The 15,111-nt window shown below is 70.9% G+C and carries 18 protein-coding genes; 7 read left to right on the top strand and 11 right to left on the bottom strand.

Annotated elements, in window-relative coordinates; all coding sequences use genetic code 11:
- The first annotated feature begins 8 nt into the window (after positions 1–8).
- Positions 9–1,451, top strand: a complete 1,443-nt coding sequence (gene xylB / locus ACQHIV_RS23280; protein WP_427885108.1) for a xylulokinase — start codon at positions 9–11, stop codon at positions 1,449–1,451.
- Here the strand turns inward: xylB and ACQHIV_RS23275 are convergent.
- From ACQHIV_RS23275 to ACQHIV_RS23265, 3 genes are read right to left on the bottom strand one after another with little or no spacing between them, the layout of a single operon-like run.
- The gene (locus ACQHIV_RS23275; RefSeq protein ID WP_427885107.1) at positions 1,448–1,879 is read right to left on the bottom strand and encodes a MarR family winged helix-turn-helix transcriptional regulator; all 432 of its coding nucleotides are present in this window, start codon (positions 1,877–1,879) and stop codon (positions 1,448–1,450) included. The genes xylB and ACQHIV_RS23275 overlap by 4 nt on opposite strands.
- The gene (locus ACQHIV_RS23270; protein ID WP_427885106.1) at positions 1,876–2,298 is read right to left on the bottom strand and encodes an SRPBCC family protein; all 423 of its coding nucleotides are present in this window, start codon (positions 2,296–2,298) and stop codon (positions 1,876–1,878) included. Before ACQHIV_RS23270 ends, ACQHIV_RS23275 begins: the two co-directional genes overlap by 4 nt.
- A 48-nt stretch (positions 2,299–2,346) precedes the next feature.
- On the bottom strand, positions 2,347–3,390 hold the full coding sequence (locus ACQHIV_RS23265; protein ID WP_427885105.1) for a DUF5937 family protein: 1,044 nt from the start codon (positions 3,388–3,390) through the stop codon (positions 2,347–2,349).
- 55 nt (positions 3,391–3,445) lie between these two features.
- Here ACQHIV_RS23265 and ACQHIV_RS23260 point away from each other — a divergent pair, with 55 nt between their 5' ends.
- On the top strand, positions 3,446–4,279 hold the full coding sequence (locus ACQHIV_RS23260) for an aldo/keto reductase (protein WP_427885104.1): 834 nt from the start codon (positions 3,446–3,448) through the stop codon (positions 4,277–4,279).
- A 21-nt stretch (positions 4,280–4,300) separates the two neighbouring features.
- The gene (locus tag ACQHIV_RS23255) at positions 4,301–4,801 is read left to right on the top strand and encodes a YkvA family protein (RefSeq protein ID WP_427885103.1); all 501 of its coding nucleotides are present in this window, start codon (positions 4,301–4,303) and stop codon (positions 4,799–4,801) included.
- On the opposite strand, the gene ACQHIV_RS23250 is transcribed toward ACQHIV_RS23255, so the two are convergent.
- Both ACQHIV_RS23250 and ACQHIV_RS23245 read right to left on the bottom strand, forming a co-directional pair.
- Positions 4,785–5,042 (bottom strand): hypothetical protein, encoded by a 258-nt coding sequence (locus ACQHIV_RS23250; protein ID WP_427885102.1) that lies wholly within the window; start codon positions 5,040–5,042, stop codon positions 4,785–4,787. The genes ACQHIV_RS23255 and ACQHIV_RS23250 overlap by 17 nt on opposite strands.
- Positions 5,039–5,782, bottom strand: a complete 744-nt coding sequence (locus ACQHIV_RS23245) for a sulfite exporter TauE/SafE family protein (RefSeq protein ID WP_427885101.1) — start codon at positions 5,780–5,782, stop codon at positions 5,039–5,041. Before ACQHIV_RS23245 ends, ACQHIV_RS23250 begins: the two co-directional genes overlap by 4 nt.
- An 82-nt stretch (positions 5,783–5,864) precedes the next feature.
- On the opposite strand from ACQHIV_RS23245, the gene ACQHIV_RS23240 reads away from it, so the two are divergent.
- Positions 5,865–6,746, top strand: a complete 882-nt coding sequence (locus ACQHIV_RS23240) for a LysR family transcriptional regulator (protein ID WP_427885100.1) — start codon at positions 5,865–5,867, stop codon at positions 6,744–6,746.
- On the top strand, positions 6,743–7,108 hold the full coding sequence (locus tag ACQHIV_RS23235; RefSeq protein ID WP_427885099.1) for a hypothetical protein: 366 nt from the start codon (positions 6,743–6,745) through the stop codon (positions 7,106–7,108). Before ACQHIV_RS23240 ends, ACQHIV_RS23235 begins: the two co-directional genes overlap by 4 nt.
- Positions 7,109–7,256: 148 nt before the next feature.
- Here the strand turns inward: ACQHIV_RS23235 and ACQHIV_RS23230 are convergent, their stop codons facing one another.
- Positions 7,257–7,796, bottom strand: coding sequence for an RNA polymerase sigma factor (locus ACQHIV_RS23230; protein ID WP_427885098.1), 540 nt, complete (start codon positions 7,794–7,796; stop codon positions 7,257–7,259).
- Between the two features lie 160 nt (positions 7,797–7,956).
- Here ACQHIV_RS23230 and ACQHIV_RS23225 point away from each other — a divergent pair, with 160 nt between their 5' ends.
- On the top strand, positions 7,957–8,964 hold the full coding sequence (locus ACQHIV_RS23225; RefSeq protein WP_427885097.1) for a serine/threonine-protein kinase: 1,008 nt from the start codon (positions 7,957–7,959) through the stop codon (positions 8,962–8,964).
- 17 nt (positions 8,965–8,981) lie between these two features.
- On the top strand, positions 8,982–9,575 hold the full coding sequence (locus ACQHIV_RS23220; RefSeq protein ID WP_427885096.1) for a hypothetical protein: 594 nt from the start codon (positions 8,982–8,984) through the stop codon (positions 9,573–9,575).
- On the opposite strand, the gene ACQHIV_RS23215 is transcribed toward ACQHIV_RS23220, so the two are convergent.
- The 5 genes from ACQHIV_RS23215 to deoC are packed head-to-tail and all read right to left on the bottom strand — an operon-like array spanning position 9,568 to position 15,101.
- Positions 9,568–10,752: a phospholipase D-like domain-containing protein gene (locus ACQHIV_RS23215; RefSeq protein ID WP_427885095.1), complete on the bottom strand. Its 1,185-nt coding sequence runs from the start codon at positions 10,750–10,752 to the stop codon at positions 9,568–9,570. The two genes, ACQHIV_RS23220 and ACQHIV_RS23215, sit on opposite strands and share 8 nt — an antisense overlap.
- 56 nt (positions 10,753–10,808) lie before the next feature.
- Entirely contained in the window at positions 10,809–11,822 is a 1,014-nt protein-coding gene (locus tag ACQHIV_RS23210; RefSeq protein ID WP_427885094.1) for a S66 family peptidase, read from the bottom strand.
- A 3-nt stretch (positions 11,823–11,825) separates the two neighbouring features.
- Positions 11,826–12,671 carry an aldehyde dehydrogenase family protein gene (locus tag ACQHIV_RS23205; RefSeq protein WP_427885093.1) on the bottom strand — a complete coding sequence of 282 codons (846 nt, stop codon included), beginning with the start codon at positions 12,669–12,671 and terminating at the stop codon, positions 11,826–11,828.
- Positions 12,672–12,690: 19 nt separating this feature from the next.
- Positions 12,691–14,127: an aldehyde dehydrogenase family protein gene (locus ACQHIV_RS23200; RefSeq protein WP_427885092.1), complete on the bottom strand. Its 1,437-nt coding sequence runs from the start codon at positions 14,125–14,127 to the stop codon at positions 12,691–12,693.
- A gap of 5 nt (positions 14,128–14,132) precedes the next feature.
- Complete coding sequence (gene deoC / locus ACQHIV_RS23195) at positions 14,133–15,101, bottom strand: deoxyribose-phosphate aldolase (RefSeq protein WP_427885091.1); 969 nt, start codon at positions 15,099–15,101, stop codon at positions 14,133–14,135.
- Between the last annotated feature and the right edge of the window lie 10 nt (positions 15,102–15,111).

The raw sequence follows: 15,111 nt of genomic DNA, 5'->3' as shown, positions 1-15,111 counted from the left end.
GTGGGGGCATGACTGAGCTGAGGCTGGTCGCCGGGGTGGACTGCTCCACGCAGGCGACCAAAGTTCTGGTGTGCGACGCCGAGACCGGTGCTGTCGTCCGCGAAGGCCGGGCGCCGCATCCCGACGCCACGCAGGTGGATCCGGCCGAGTGGTGGAAGGCGTGGGAGACCGCGTCCGACGGCCTGCTCGACGGCGTCCAGGCGATCGCGGTCGGCGGCCAGCAGCACGGCATGGTCCTCCTCGACGAGTCCGGCGAGGTCGTCCACCCCGCCGTCCTCTGGAACGACACCAGCTCAGCCGACGCCACCACCGAACTGATCGCCGAACTGGGCGGCCCCGAGGCCTGGGCCGACGCGATCGGCTCGGTCCCCGTCCCGTCCTTCACCGTCACCAAGCTCCGCTGGATGCGCGACGAGGCGGCGGCGAACGACGTACGGCGGGAGGCTGTGCGGCGGGCTGCTGCTGTGGTGTTGCCGCACGACTGGATGACCCACAAGCTGGCCGCTGATCGGTCGGGGATCGAGGGGATCACCACCGATCGGGGAGATGTTTCCGGGACCGGCTGGTGGGCGCCGACCTCGGACAGTTACCGGACGGACCTGGTCGAGCTCGCGTTCGGGCGGCAGCTGCAGCTGCCGCGGGTCGCGGGGCCGGCGGAGATCGTCGGGCAGACGGCGTTCGGTGCGGCGATCGCGGCCGGCACCGGGGACAACGCGGCCGCGGCCCTCGGCCTGGACCTCCAGCCGGGCGACGTCGCGGTCTCGCTCGGGACCAGCGGTACGGCGTTCGCCCGCTCGGCGCACCCGACCAAGGACGCGACCGGCCTGGTCGCCGCCTTCGCCGACGCGACCGGCGAGTACCTCCCACTCGTCTGCACCCTCAACGCGGCCCGGGTGATGTCCGCGACCGCCGAGATGCTCGGCCTGGACCTCCCGGCCTTCGACGAGGCCGCGATCACCTCGCCGGGCAGCAACGGCCTGGTCCTGCTCCCGTTCCTGGACGGCGAACGTACGCCGGACCTCCCGCACTCCACCGGCCTGATCTACGGCCTGACCCGCGCCACGATGCAGCCGGCGACCATGGCCCGCGCCGCCGTCGAGGGCCTGCTCTGCGGCCTGGCCGACGCCGTCGACGCCCTCCGCGAGCAGAACGTCCCCGTCCAGCGCGTCCTCCTCCTGGGCGGCGGCGCCCGCTCCCGCGCCGTACAGGCCCTCGCCCCGGCCCTTCTCGGCGCCGAGGTCGTCCTCCCCGAACCGGCCGAGTACGTCGCCCTCGGAGCCGCCCGCCAAGCCGCCTGGGCCCTCTCCGGCGCCGCGACCCCGCCCACCTGGAACATCCCGCTCGGCAAGCCGGAGCCGCCCGTCACCGTCGACGCGACCACCATCCGCGCCAACTACGAGCAGGTCCTCACCAACACCCGCCCGCTTCTCTCCCAGCCGTACAACCGCTAGGACTCGGCGATCCGCCGCAGGGTGGCGCGCACCGCGGCGGGCGCCTCGCCGAACAGTTCCTCGTCCAGCGCCTGGGCGACGGCGATCGCCTTGCGGGCGGTACGGCGGCCCGCCGGCGTGAGCTGCAGCCGGTACGCGCGGGCGTCCGCCGGGTCCGCCGTACGCCGGAGCAGGCCGCGGTCCTCGAGGGTCTTCACGACCTTCGAGGTCATCATCCGGTCGGCGCCCGCGGTCTCGGCGACCTGCTGCTGGGTCGGCGCGCCCTGCGTGTGCTCGACCCACCCGGTGGACGCCAGCAGCAGGAACTGCGTCGGCGTCAGCCCGACGTCTCGCAGCCGGCGATCCAGCTCGGCCCGCCAGCGCAACGCGGCGTGATGCAGCCAGAACCCAGGCGACGCGAGCGGCCCGTCCGGTACGTCGGCACTCATACGACCGCCGCGGCGCGTGCCTCGAGAGCGGACCACGTACGGAAGAAGTCCCGCCGCATCCGGCGCCCGAAGTAGAACCGGAACAGCGGCACCAGCGGCCCGGTGACCCGGACCGTCCGCGTGCAGCGGATCTTCCCGCCGGGCAGTTGCTCGTACTCGTTCGACCCCCACAGCTTGCCGCCCGGCAATGTGCACTCGCTGGCCCATCGGCGCTCCGGCACCACCTCGGTCAGCGTGAACGCGGCCCCCGGATTGCCCTTCTGTTTCACCCATCCGGTGGTCCCGACCGCGAACTCGCCGTCGAGCCGCGCGACATCCTCGTGCGGATCCCACTCCGGCCAGCGCGCGACGTCCGTCACCACCCGCCAGAGCGCCGTGCTGTCACCGCCGATGACCGTTTCCGTTGTGATCTCGTACATTCCGGCCTCCTGTTGTCGTGACAACAGTAATTGTCGTCACGACAACAGTCAACGGCTCGCGTCGAGCACCGCCTCCGCCGCCGGCGTCCGCGCGTACAGCACGACGCGGCCGACGCGATGCGAGCTGACCAGACCGGCCTGGCGTAACGCGGTCAGATGCTGGGAGGTGCCGCCGGGGGTGAGGCCCGTGCGGCTGGACAGCTCGGTGGTCGACCGTGGGCTGTCCAGGTGGACGAGGAGCGTCGCGCGGGACCGGCCCAGAACACCCGCAAGGCCGGCCGGCGTGGTGGGGGAGGTGGTCCACAGCGTTGCCATGCCGCGCGCCGGGTAGGTGAGCGTGGGTTGCCACGGCGGGATCGTGCTCGAGTACACGGTCGGCCAGACGAACGCCGACGGAATGAGCAGCAGGCCCTCGCCGGTGAGCCGCCGGTCGCCGTGGAACCGGCGGTGGCGGACGGACAGTACGCCGTCCCGCCACGTGACGCCGGTCGCGAGGTCCTCGAACAGCCCGGCCGGACCCGCCTGGCCCAGGCGGCGGCCGCGGTACAGCAGGTCGCCGTCGAGGAGCGCGCGGATCCGGCCCCAGTACGGCGCGATCGCCAGCTCCCAGTACCGCTCGACCTGCGCCGCCAGCTCCACCGTCCCGCCCGCCGGGTCGGCGTACAGCTCGGCGACCGCCGCGGACGGCAGCTCGTCGGGTCGGGGTCTGCGCAGCCGCCGCGGCATCCGGGCCTCGGCCAGCGACCCGAGCGGCGTACGGCGGGCGTACGCGAGGACGTCGAGATCGGCCCGCACCTGCTCGGGCGGCACCCGGCGGAGCGCCCCGAGGTCGGTCTCCAGGTCCGGCACCGGACTGTTCGGCGCAGGCGTCAGGAAGTCCGCGAGGTACCACACGGCCGGATCCACCAGGTCGAACAGCAGCCCCAGCTCCACCCCGTCGAGCCGCCGCCGTACCGCGGTCACCCACTCGCGATGGAACGGATGCGGCCGCCCCGTCCGGAGCAGCCGGACACTCGCCACGACCTCCCACAAGGGGGACATCGCGAGCCGCGTCCGGGCCAGGTCGGCCACGGTGAAGGTCAGCGTCAGCATTCAGCTCAGCCTAAATCATTTCCGGTACGCCGGCCGCCGGCCGGACCCTGTCGGCATGAACCACAACCGTCTGAAAATCGGCGAACTCGACGTCCACCGGCTCGGCTTCGGCGCGATGCGGCTGACCGGGTACCGCCCGGCCGCCGACCGCGCGGAGGCGATCCGGGTCGCCCGGCGCGCCGTCGAACTCGGGGTCGACTTCATCGACACCGCCGACGCGTACGGCGTCGGCGCCAACGAGGAACTGCTCGCCGAAGCACTCCATCCGTACGACGGCGTACTGATCGCCACCAAGGTCGGCCACACCCGCCCGTCGCCGCGCGAGTGGGTCCCGTGCGGACGGCCCGAGTACCTCCGGCAGGCGACCGAGCTGTCGCTGCGGCGGCTCCGGGTCGAGCGCATCGACCTCCTCCAGCTGCACCGCGTCGACCCCGCCGTACCGTACGCCGACCAGCTCGCCGCGCTCGCCGGACTGGTTGCCGAGGGCAAGGTGCGGCACGTCGGCCTGTCCGAGGTGTCGGTCGAGCAGCTGGTCGAGGCCCGGCGGTACGTCGACGTGGTGAGCGTGCAGAACCGCTACAACCTCACCGACCGCAAGCACGAGGCGGTCCTCGACTACTGCACCGCCGAGGGGATCGCGTTCGTCCCGTGGGTGCCGATCGCACACGGTGAGCACGCCGGCTCCCAGCTGCTCGGCATGATCGCCGCCGAACTCGGGGCCACCGCCGCCCAGTTGTCGCTCGCCTGGCTGCTCCATCGGTCCCCGGTGATGCTGCCGATCCCGGGCACGAGCTCGCTCGAACACCTGGAGGAGAACGTCGCGGCTGCTTCGGTGAAACTCACCCCGGACCACCTCGCCCGGCTCGCTGCGTTGAGCCCCGTCGGCTGAACTGCCCTCTACAGTGGGGGAATGGTCTACATCGGTGGGGTGCTCGGGCTGATCGGGCTGCTGACGTTGCTGTTCCGCGACGGCGACGTCGCCGGGCTGCCCGCCGTGGGCGTCGGGGCGGGGCTGCTGGTGATCGGCGCCGGCCTCGGCGCGCTCGGCGTACTCCGCCGACGCGCCGTCCGCCGCCGGAAGCTCGCGCGCGGCGAACCGGTCCCGGTCGGCAACGTCCTCGAACGCGCGCGAGCCCTGCCCCGGCTGCTCCGCGACGTACGCCGGGGTGCCTACACCGACCTGCCGCGCAACCGGACCTTCCTCTGGCTGCTCGCGATCGTCTACCTGGTCTCGCCGATCGACATCATCCCGGACCTGCTCCCGATCATTGGTGTCACCGACGACGCCGGCGTGTTCATGTGGCTGCTCACCAGCGTCTCGACCGCCACCGGTCTCTACCTGCGCAAGCAACGCGAGCAGCTCCCGCAAGAACCTCCGCCGCGGGGTCGCCGGGCTACGGACGGCGGCTGAGCCAGTCCGCGACGTCCTCGGCCGCCTCCTCGGGATGCTCGTACGCGAACAGCTGCAGCGCGTCCGTCGGCGTACCGCGGCCGCCGAGACGGTTGGCCGCGGCAACCAGTTCCTGAGCGGCCGCGAGCACCCGCGCGGCCTGCGCCGCGGCCTCCGCCGGATCGTCCAGCGCCGCGACCCCGGCCGCCAGGTCCGCGACCTCGCAGGCCTGGTACGCCATCGCGACCCGCGCCCGGTTCATCCGAACGCCCGCACGAAGAACAGCCCGGTCATCAGTACAGCGGTGCTCAGCACGAGCCCCCGCAGTACGCCTGCCGGCAGCCGCCGCACCACGTGTGCCCCGGCGTACCCGCCGATCATCGCGCCCGCGAGCATCGCCACCAGCTGCAGCGGCTGCGCCAGTACGTCGGCCGCGAACACGAAGATCACCGCCGCCGTCAGGTAGACCGCGGCGACCTGGATCACCCGCAGCGGGTTCCCGCGCGCCGGGTCGAGCGTGGTCGTCGCGGTCCAGAAGGCGAGCATCATCAGCCCGACCGCGCCACCGAAGTACCCACCGTAGATCGCCAGCAGGAACTGCCCCACCAGGATCGCGGCCGGGCCTGGCCGGCCCAGTCTGAGCGCCGCGGTGAGCCGTTTGCCGAAGGCCAGAACCAGCGTCGCGAACGCCAGCAACCACGGCACCGCCCTGTCGAAAGATGCGGCCGGCAGAACGAGTAGGAGTCCGGCCCCGAGCGCGCCGCCGCATACGCTGGCCAGCGTCAGTCGCAGCGGAGACGGCGCGTGGAAGCCTTCGATCTCGCGGCGGTAGACCCAGGCACTCGTCGCGTTCCCGGGCAGCAGCGCGACGGTGGTGGTCGCGTTCGCGGTCACCGGCGGCATCCCGGCGCCGACCAGGGCGGCGAGCGCCACGAAGCTCCCGCCGCCGCCGACGGCGTTAAGGGCGCCGGCCGCGACACCGGCCAGCAGGATCAGCAGCACCCTTCGAGCATCCGGGTTCCGCGGACACTCCACAATGCGCGATCCCCGTAGCCAGCCTCAGTCTGAGACGTAGGCTGGAGACATGCGGTACGACCTCGACGATCTCCGGCTGTTCACCCACGTCGCGGCGGAAGGCTCGATCACCGCCGGGGCGCGAGTGATGCACCTCAGTCTGCCTTCGGCCAGTGCGCGGGTCAGAGCGCTCGAAGCGCAGGCCGGCGTACCGCTGCTGGTCCGCGAGCGGCGCGGCGTCCGGCTGACCCCGGCGGGCGCCACGCTGGCCCGGCACGCCCGCGAGGTGCTGGCCGAGACGACCCGCCTGGACAGCGCGGTCGCGTCGTACGCCGTCCCGAGCTCGGCCCCGATCCGCCTGGTCGCCGGCGGGTCCGCGATGCACCAGCTGGTCCCGCTCGCGCTCGCCACGTTCCTCCGTGACCATCCGGAGTACGACGTGAACGTGCGCGAGCGGCGTACCGTCCGGATGGTCCGCCTGCTCGCGGCCGGCGAGGCCGACCTCGGCGTGATCCTCGACGACGAGCCGACCCCGCTGCGCACCGAGCCGCTCGCCGACGACTCCCTGGTCGTGATCGGCCAGGCCGGCGGCACGCTGTCGGGACGGGCGTCGATCGCGTACGCCGAGGTCGCGGAGCACCCGCTGGTGGGCCTGGACCGGAACTCGCCGCTCAGCCAGTGGATGGACGACCGGCTCGGGCCGCACGCGCCGGCGCCGCGGTACCGCACGTTGGTGCCGACGTTGCACGCGTTGATCACCCTCGCGACGGCCGGGGCCGGGTTGGCCGTCGTACCGCGTCGGGCTGTCGACCCGAGCGCCGAGGTGGACATCTGCCCGCTGCAGGACGCGTGGTCGACGCGGCATCATCTGGTCTGCTACGCGACCGACGCGCCGGAGGCGGCGTACCTGCTGGCAGAGCATCTGCACGCGGCGGCTAGCGTTCAGGCATGAGTGCGGACATCCCCTTGCAGGCGTTCGAGGCCTTGCTGCACAGCCCGAACGCGCCGACGGTGTGCCGCGCGCTGAACATGTACCAGGTCGCCGCGGCGTACACCCAACTCAGCGGCGGCAACCCGCTGGAGCCGCTGGCCGCCGACGTACGCCGGGTCGCCCTCGACATCCTGTCCCACCCGCCGGTCGAAGCGGGCGCCGACATCACCGCCGCCTTCGACCACGTGAGCGCCCTCAACGTCCTCACCACCCTCGCCGAGCCGGGGGACCTCGCGCTGATCACCCAGGTCCTGGAAACCACCCCGTACGACGAGGTACGCGCCGTCGCCGCCCTGGCGGCGACGACGGCGCGGAGGGAGTAGCGGACGCCCAGGCCATCACAATTGGCGATCCGCCCGCGCGCCGAGCGTGCAGGCGTCGATGCCGCGCAGATTGTGATGGCCTGGCGATCCGCCGGCTCAGGCGGGGCGTGCTCCGGGCGACGGGGAGCGGGGGCCGCCGTACGCACCCTCAGCGGACGGTTAGGCGTTCGGCGACGGCCTTGCGGGCTTGGTGGATGCGGGCTTTGACGGTGCCGAGGGGGACGTCCAGTTCGTCGGCGATTTCGGCGTACGAGAGGGCGCCGAGGTCGCGGAGGACCAGGGGCTGGACGAGTTGGGGGTGGCTGGACTCGAGGGCTTCGAGGGCTTCGAGGAGGTCGAGGCGGGAGCCGGCGATCACCGAGGTGGTGCGCGGGTCGACGGACTCGGGGAGGACCTCGGCGGACTGCTCGACCGAGCGGCGCTTCAGCGAACGGTAGGTCTGGCGCGCCTGGTTGGTCGCCACGATCGTCACCCAGCCGGCGAAGCTGCCGGTGCCGCGGAACGTGTGCACCTTGTTCGCCACCTGCAGCAGCGTGTCCTGGACCGCCTCCTCGGCGTCCTCCCGGTACGGCAGGAACTTGGCCACCCGCCGCTGCACCTGCGGCCGGATCGCCTGCAGAAGTTGTGGAAGCACCGTCTGGTCACCGGCTGCCGCACGGGACGCGAGTTCTTCCAACTCCTCGGTCATGGGGCCTCCCGGTCTGGACTGAGGAGCGGCGGGAGCGAAGCGACCGGAGCGACGAGGGAAGACCGGGAGCACCAGCCCCATGACCCGCCGCGCCGGAGGCGTGGCATCAATACCGTCATGCTCCCCCTCTTGAGCTTGGTTGTGACCGACAATAGCGGGGATGGATGTCATCGGGCGGTACCGGTTACGGGACAAGATCGGCGCGGGTGCGTTCGCGACCGTCTGGCGGGGGTACGACGACGACCTGGACGTCGACGTCGCCGTCAAGGTGCTGGCGGACAACTGGGCGTCACGGGCCGACGTGCGGGAACGCTTCCTGTCCGAGGCGCGGTTGATGCGCCGGATCTCGAGCGACCGCGTGGTGCGGGTGTTCGACCTGGGCAAGCTCGACGACGGACGCCCGTACTTCGTGATGGACTACGTCGGCGGCGGCACGCTGGCCGACGTACTGCGGCAGGGCCGGCTGGACGCGGTCGACGCGCTCTGGTGGGGCGCCGACCTGGCCCGAGCGGTCGCCGCGCTGCACGGCGAGGGCGTCGTACACCGCGACGTCACCCCGGCGAACCTGCTGCTCCGCCCGGGCGACGAGGCCGGCGGCGGCACGCACCGGATCGTGCTCGCCGACCTCGGCCTGGCGAAGCGTGCCGCCGAGGCGTCCGGCCTCACCCAGGCCGTCGGTACGCCGTCGTACATGGCGCCGGAGCAGGGCCGCGGCGACGGCGGGTTCGACGAACGCGCCGACATCTACGCGGTCGGCGCGGTCACGTACGCGCTGCTCACCGGGCATCCGCCGTACTCCGCGTCCTCGATCGGCGACGTACTGAACCGCGACCCGGACCTCCCGCCGGACACCCTCCGCCCGCTGCTGCACGACTCGGTCGGCCAGCTCGACGACGTCTTCGCACGGACCCTCGCGTACCGGGTCGCCGACCGCTGGGACCGCGCCGACACCCTCGCCGACCGCCTGGAGGCCGAGGCGTACCGACTGGAGCAGGAGGCCCCGGTCCGGGCGGGCGAGCGGACCACCATCACCGAGGACGACCTGGACACCACGGTCGCCACCGATCCGCCCGTACGCCGTCGCCGCCGACGCCGCTGGTTCCTCCTGGCCCTCCCCGTGGTGTTCGTCGCGGCGGGTGCCGGCGGATGGTTCCTCTACGGGAGATGACTGCATAGAGTAGTCATATGGCTACTTACCGCAGTCTTGTGGTGATCCTCGCCTTACTCTCGCCTGCCGATCAGCCGGCAGCCACCTATGCCTGCCGAGCCGACACCAGATTCGGCCGCCACACGCTCTCCCTCCGCCAGGCAGTCGACGCGCAGGCCCCGGCAACGGTCGCGGCCAACACCCGTTTCACGATCGCCGTCCACTCCCAGCAGGGCACCCTCCCGACCGAGGTCAAAGGCTTCAAACTCCAGGAAGTCCGCGACCTGACGCTGCGCATACCGGTCCCGGCCAACTCCGCCTACCTCAGCGCAACCCTGACCGGCGGCTCAGGCCTCAACTCCACTCCATCTGTTCAGTTGGAGGGAAACACCGCAGTTCTCAAGGTATCCGGCCCGATCCCCGGCGGTGCGACCTTCCAGCTGCCGACGCTCAGCGTTCGCCTGCGCGCGGGCGGCAAAGGCACCATCGAAACCAAACTCAAAGGCACCAGCTACGACGACCCCGGCCTCACCTTTCAGGCCAAGATCAAATGGAAGTTCCTCAGCACCACAGCCCCGGTCGCCTGCTACCCCGACCCGAACCCGGCGCTCACCCGTACCGCTGTCACATAGCAGCACCCGTGTTGTAGGCGTCGTTGAAGTGGGCGTAGAACGCGTCGTACATCGGCTGGCTGTCCTCGACCTTCACCAGCAGTTCGTCGTTGTACCGCAGGGCGGACGCGGTGAGGTTGTGCGACCCCGTGAACACGATCGGCCGTACGGCGCTGGACCCGGCGTACCGGGACGACACGATGATCGCCTTGTCGTGCACCGGCGACTGGTGTACCGGGATACCTGCCGACTTGAGCTTGCTCAGCGACCCGCTCTGGATGTCGCCGATGTCGACCCACACCTTGCAACCGCCGCTGTGCAACGAGATCAGTTCGTCGACGACCGCCGAGCGGGTGTCGTTGATCGACGCCTCCATGACCCGGATCCGGCAGTCCGCGTCCGCGGTGATGTAGCTGAGCCGGTTCACGACCAGGTCGGTGTCCTGTTCCGGCGACGAATAGACCTGCACGTGCGAGGCGGCCGAACCGAAGTACCCGCGGGGTGTCGCGGCGTCGTAGAAGTCGTTGCCCGCGTAGGTGTTCTCCTGCCACTGCGGCAGCCACTGCTGGTTGTAGAAGTTGTCGTACAAGGTCTTGTCGCCGTAGACGGTGAACGAGTTGTTGAACAGGTTCGCGCCGGAGGCGTACGTCATGTTCGGCGACCCGAACCACGTCACCCAGGACCGCGGCGCGCCGGTGGCATCCGTGGTCTGCGAGAAGAGCATGTACTTCGCATGCATCAGCCCGGTGCTGGAGTTCGACAGACAACCACCGCCGTACGCGAGGGTGCTGCTGCCGTGGTCGCACCAGTGGTGGTTGGCCCCGAGCAGGCTTGCCAGCGCGGCCGGCGAGTCGTCGGTGGAGTTCTTGTCCTCGCCGTTGTGCACCACGTACACGTGCACGCCGCGGTCGACGGCCGCCTTGATCGCGTCGTACACGACGTTCGCCGTGATGCTGTACAGCGCGATGCGCACTTCGGAGCCGGCTGGTGCGCCGTTGAACAGCGCGATCATCTTGTCCAGTTGGGCGACGTCCTGGCCGTTGTGATCGACCGGGTCGTTGAACGTCAGGTCGACTTCGGAGGAGCCGATCGTGATGGTGACGGGCGCCTGGCCCGCGTAGGCGGCCGGTGGTGCGGCAAGACCGGCGACCGCGGTGAGTATGGTCGCCAGGACGAGGGACAAGCGGCGGTGAACCATTCTGACCTCCCGGGGGCGCGGGCAGTTAAAGGTTTTCGCCCTCAACTGTACAGAGGTCAGTAGGTGACCGTGATGCGTTCCGCCGACGGGTCGATCCGGACCTGGCCGCCGTACGGGAGGGTCAGCATCGGATCGGTGTGCCCGATGTCGAGGCCCTTCACCAGCACGGCGTTCGGGTTGTATTCCGTGAGGGCTCGGTCGACGGCGAGGTACTGGTCGGTGACGTAGGCGACCGACTGGTCCGGCGACAGTTCCTGGCCCAGGGACCGCGACTTCGGGCGGCCCCACAGGACGGCGTCGAAGCGTTCGAGGAGGCCGCGTTCGCCCATGTTCCGGAGGATCCGGTACACCGTCTCCGCGGACGGCATCTCCTCGCTGGTCTCGCCGAACAGCACGCCGCCGTACGACGAGGCCGGCAGCATCCAGCGGTTCGCGGACAGCTGGAAGTCGAGGATCTCGAGGCAGCCGCCCCAGAGCTTCCCGGTCACCTCGCGGGTACCGCTCCACAGCCAGCCGGTGCCCGGGAACAGCTCCGGCTCGGTCTCCAGGTTCGCCGGGACGTTCCAGTCGTGGTCGAGGTCCGTCCACCCGATCGCCGGCGTCAGGTCGAACTCGCCGCCGGTGAACAGTGCCGCCCGCAGCGACCGCTCGGTGTCCGGGTGCATCGCGCCGCCGCGGCCGAACTGCACCATCACGCTGCCGCCGTAGTAGCCCGGTAACCCCAGCGAATAAAGGAAGTTGAGCAGGTTCGTGTTGTCGCTGTACCCGAAGAACGGCTTCGGGTCGGCCTGCAGCACGGCCGGGTCGAGATGCTTCAGGACCGTGATCTGGTCGTCCCCGCCGATGGTCGCGATCACCGCGCGGATCGACGGATCCGACCAGGCCGCGTGCAGATCCGCCGCGCGTTCCGCCGGGGTGCTTCCCATCCGGCGCGTCGTCGGGTACTCGACCGGGTCCAGCCCGAAGTCCTCGCGCAACCGGCGCAGCCCCAGCTCGTACGGCCCCGGGAAGATCTCCGGCAGCCCTCGGGACGGCGAGACGATCGCGACCCGGTCACCTTCCTTCAGCACGGATCAGACCCCGATCGGATGCCACACGGTCTTCAGTTCGAGGTACTGCGTGAGCCGCGACAGCCCCTGGTCCGCGGACCAGTCCTCCTCGGCGGGACGGCGGACCCGCTTGAGGTTGTCGGCCGCGGCGACCTCGAGGGCGGTCGCCTCCTCCGGGTCCTCGATGCCGCACAGGTCGATCGCGTTCACGTCCTGGTGCGACGCCAGCCACGGCCCGATCTCGGACGCGGACCCGGTCAGCAGGTTCACCACCCCACCCGGTACGTCGGACGTCGCCATCACCTCGCCCAGCGTCACGGCCGGCAGCGGGCGCTCGTACGACGACACCGCGACCACCGTGTTGCCGGACACGATCGCGGGCGCGATCACGCTGGTCAGCCCGAGCAGCGACGAGTCCTGCGGGGCCAGCACGGCGACCACACCGGTTGCCTCGGGCAACGAGAAGTCGAAGTACGGGCCGGCCACCGGGTTCGACGAGCCGACCACCTGGGCGATCTTGTCGGCCCAGCCGGCGTACCAGACCCAGCGGTCGATCGCCTCGTCCACGACGGCGCGCGCCTTCGAGATCGACAGGCCTTCGCCGGCGGAGACCTCGGCGCTGAACTGCTGGTGCCGCCCCTCCATCACCTCGGCGATCCGGTACAGCACCTGGCCGCGGTTGTACGCCGTCCGCGCATGCCAGCCGCCGAACGCCTTCCGGGCCGCGACGACCGCGTCCCGGGCGTCCTTGCGGGAGGCCTGCGACGCGTTCGCGAGGAACTTGCCCTTGGCATTGTTCACGACGTACGACCGGCCCGATTCGCTGCGTGGGAAGGCGCCGCCGATGTAGAGCTTGTAGGTCTTCCGCACTTCCAGCCTAGGGGTCTCTTTAGTGGGCAAGGTAGGCCTCCAGACCGTGGCGACCGCCCTCGCGGCCGTAGCCCGACTCCTTGTAGCCGCCGAACGGCGAGGTCGGGTCGAAGCGGTTGAACGTGTTCGCCCAGACCACGCCCGCGCGCAGCTGGTTCGCCATCCAGAGGATCCGGGAGCCCTTGTCGGTCCAGATCCCCGCGGACAGCCCGAACGGGGTGTTGTTCGCCTTCTCGACCGCCTCGGCCGGGGTGCGGAACGTCAGCACCGACAGGACCGGCCCGAAGATCTCCTCGCGGGCGATCCGGTGCGCCTGCGAGACGCCCGTGAACACGGTCGGCGGGAACCAGAACCCCTGCGGCGGCAGCTCGCACTCCGGCGACCAGCGCTCGGCGCCCTCGTCCTCGCCGATCTGCGACAGCTCGCGGATCTTCGCCAGCTGGGCGGCCGAGTTGATCGCGCCGATGTCGGTGTTCTTGTCCAGCGGGTCGCCGACGCGCAGCGTCTCCATCCGGCGCTTCAGCCGGCCGAGAACCTCGTCGTACACGCTCTCCTGGACCAGGAGCCGCGAACCGGCGCAGCAGACGTGGCCCTGGTTGAAGAAGATGCCGTTGACGATGCCCTCGACGGTCTGGTCGATCGGGGCGTCCTCGAAGACGATGTTCGCCGCCTTGCCGCCGAGCTCCAGCGTGACCGCCTTGTGCGTCCCGGCGACCGACTTCGCGATCGCGCGGCCGACCGCTGTCGACCCGGTGAACGCGACCTTGTCGACGTCCGGGTGCTCGACCAGCGCCTGACCGGTCCGGCCCGCGCCGGTGACGATGTTGACCACACCCGGCGGCAGGTCCGCCTGCTGGCAGATCTCCGCGAACGCCAGCGCGGTCAGCGGGGTGGTCTCGGCCGGCTTCAGTACGACGGTGTTGCCCGCGGCAAGCGCCGGCGCGATCTTCCAGGCCAGCATCAGCATCGGGAAGTTCCACGGGATCACCTGGCCCGCGACGCCCCAGGGCTGCGGGTCGTCGCCCACCCCGGCGTACGCGAGCTTGTCGGCCCAGCCCGCGTAGTAGAAGAAGTGCGCGGCGACCAACGGGATGTCGACGTCACGCGACTCGCGGATCGGCTTCCCGTTGTCCAGCGACTCCAGCACGGCGAGTTCGCGCGAGCGCTCCTGGATCAGCCGCGCGATCCGGAACAGGTACTTCGCCCGGTCGCGACCCGCCATCGGGCCCCAGACCTTGTCGAAGGCCTTCCGCGCCGCGCGCACCGCCTTGTCGACGTCCGCCGGCCCGGCCTCGCTGACCTCGGCCAGCACCTCTTCCGAGGCGGGCGACACGGTCTTGAACGGCTTGCCGTCGGTCGCGTCGGTGAACTGGCCGTTGACGAACAGCCCGTACGACGACCTGATGTCGACGATGGCCCGCGATTCCGGTGCGGGTGCGTACTCGAATCTGCTCATGCCTGTCAGTCCAAGGTGAAGTAGTCGGGGCCCGGGTAGTGCCCGGTGGCCAGCTTGGTGCGTTGCATCAGCAGGTCGTTCAGCAGGCTGGAGGCGCCGAAGCGGAACAGTTCCGGGTCCAGCCAGTCCGGTCCGGCCGTCTCGTTGACGGTGACCAGGTACTTGATCGCGTCCTTGGAGGTCCGGATGCCGCCGGCCGGCTTGACGCCGATGTGCAGCCCGGTGGCCTCGTGGTAGTCGCGGACCGCCTCCAGCATCACCAGCGTCACCGGCAGCGTGGCCGCGGGGGACACCTTGCCGGTGGAGGTCTTGATGAAGTCGGCGCCGGCCAGCATCGCCAGCCAGGACGCCCGCCGGACGTTGTCGTAGGTGACCAGCTCGCCGGTCTCCAGGATCACCTTGAGATGTGCGTCACCCGCGGCCTCGCGGATCGCGGCGATCTCGTCGAAGACCATCGCGTACCGCCCGGACAGGAACGCGCCGCGGTCGATCACCATGTCGACCTCGTCGGCGCCGGCCGCGACCGCGTCCTTGGTGTCCTGGACCTTGATCGCCAGGCTGGAACGGCCGCTGGGGAAGGCGGTCGCGACACTCGCGACGTTGATCCCGGAGCCCTCCAGTTCGCGCTTCGCGGTCGCGACCAGGTCCGGGTACACACAGACCGCGGCCACCTGGGGCGCGCTCGGGTCGGCCGGGTCGGGCCGTTTCGCCTTCGCGCACAGGGCCCGCACCTTGCCTGGGGTGTCCTGGCCCTCGAGCGTGGTCAGGTCGATCATCGAGATCGCCAGGTCCAGCGCGTACTGCTTGGCGGTGGTCTTGATCGACCGGGTGCTCAGGGTGGCGGCACGGGCCTCCGCGCCGACCTGGTCGACGCCCGGCAGCCCGAGCAGGAACCGGCGCAGCCGGTCCTCGGACGAGGTCACGTCGGCCAGGGCGTCGACGTCCCTGTCGAGCCCGCTGTCGAGTGTGGTCACCCACGGCAGT

Origin of the sequence: Kribbella polygonati (assembly GCF_050320105.1) — a bacterium.
Lineage (GTDB): Bacteria > Actinomycetota > Actinomycetes > Propionibacteriales > Kribbellaceae > Kribbella.
Note: the sequence above shows the minus strand (reverse complement) of the source record. Positions and strands in the feature narration are given on the sequence as shown.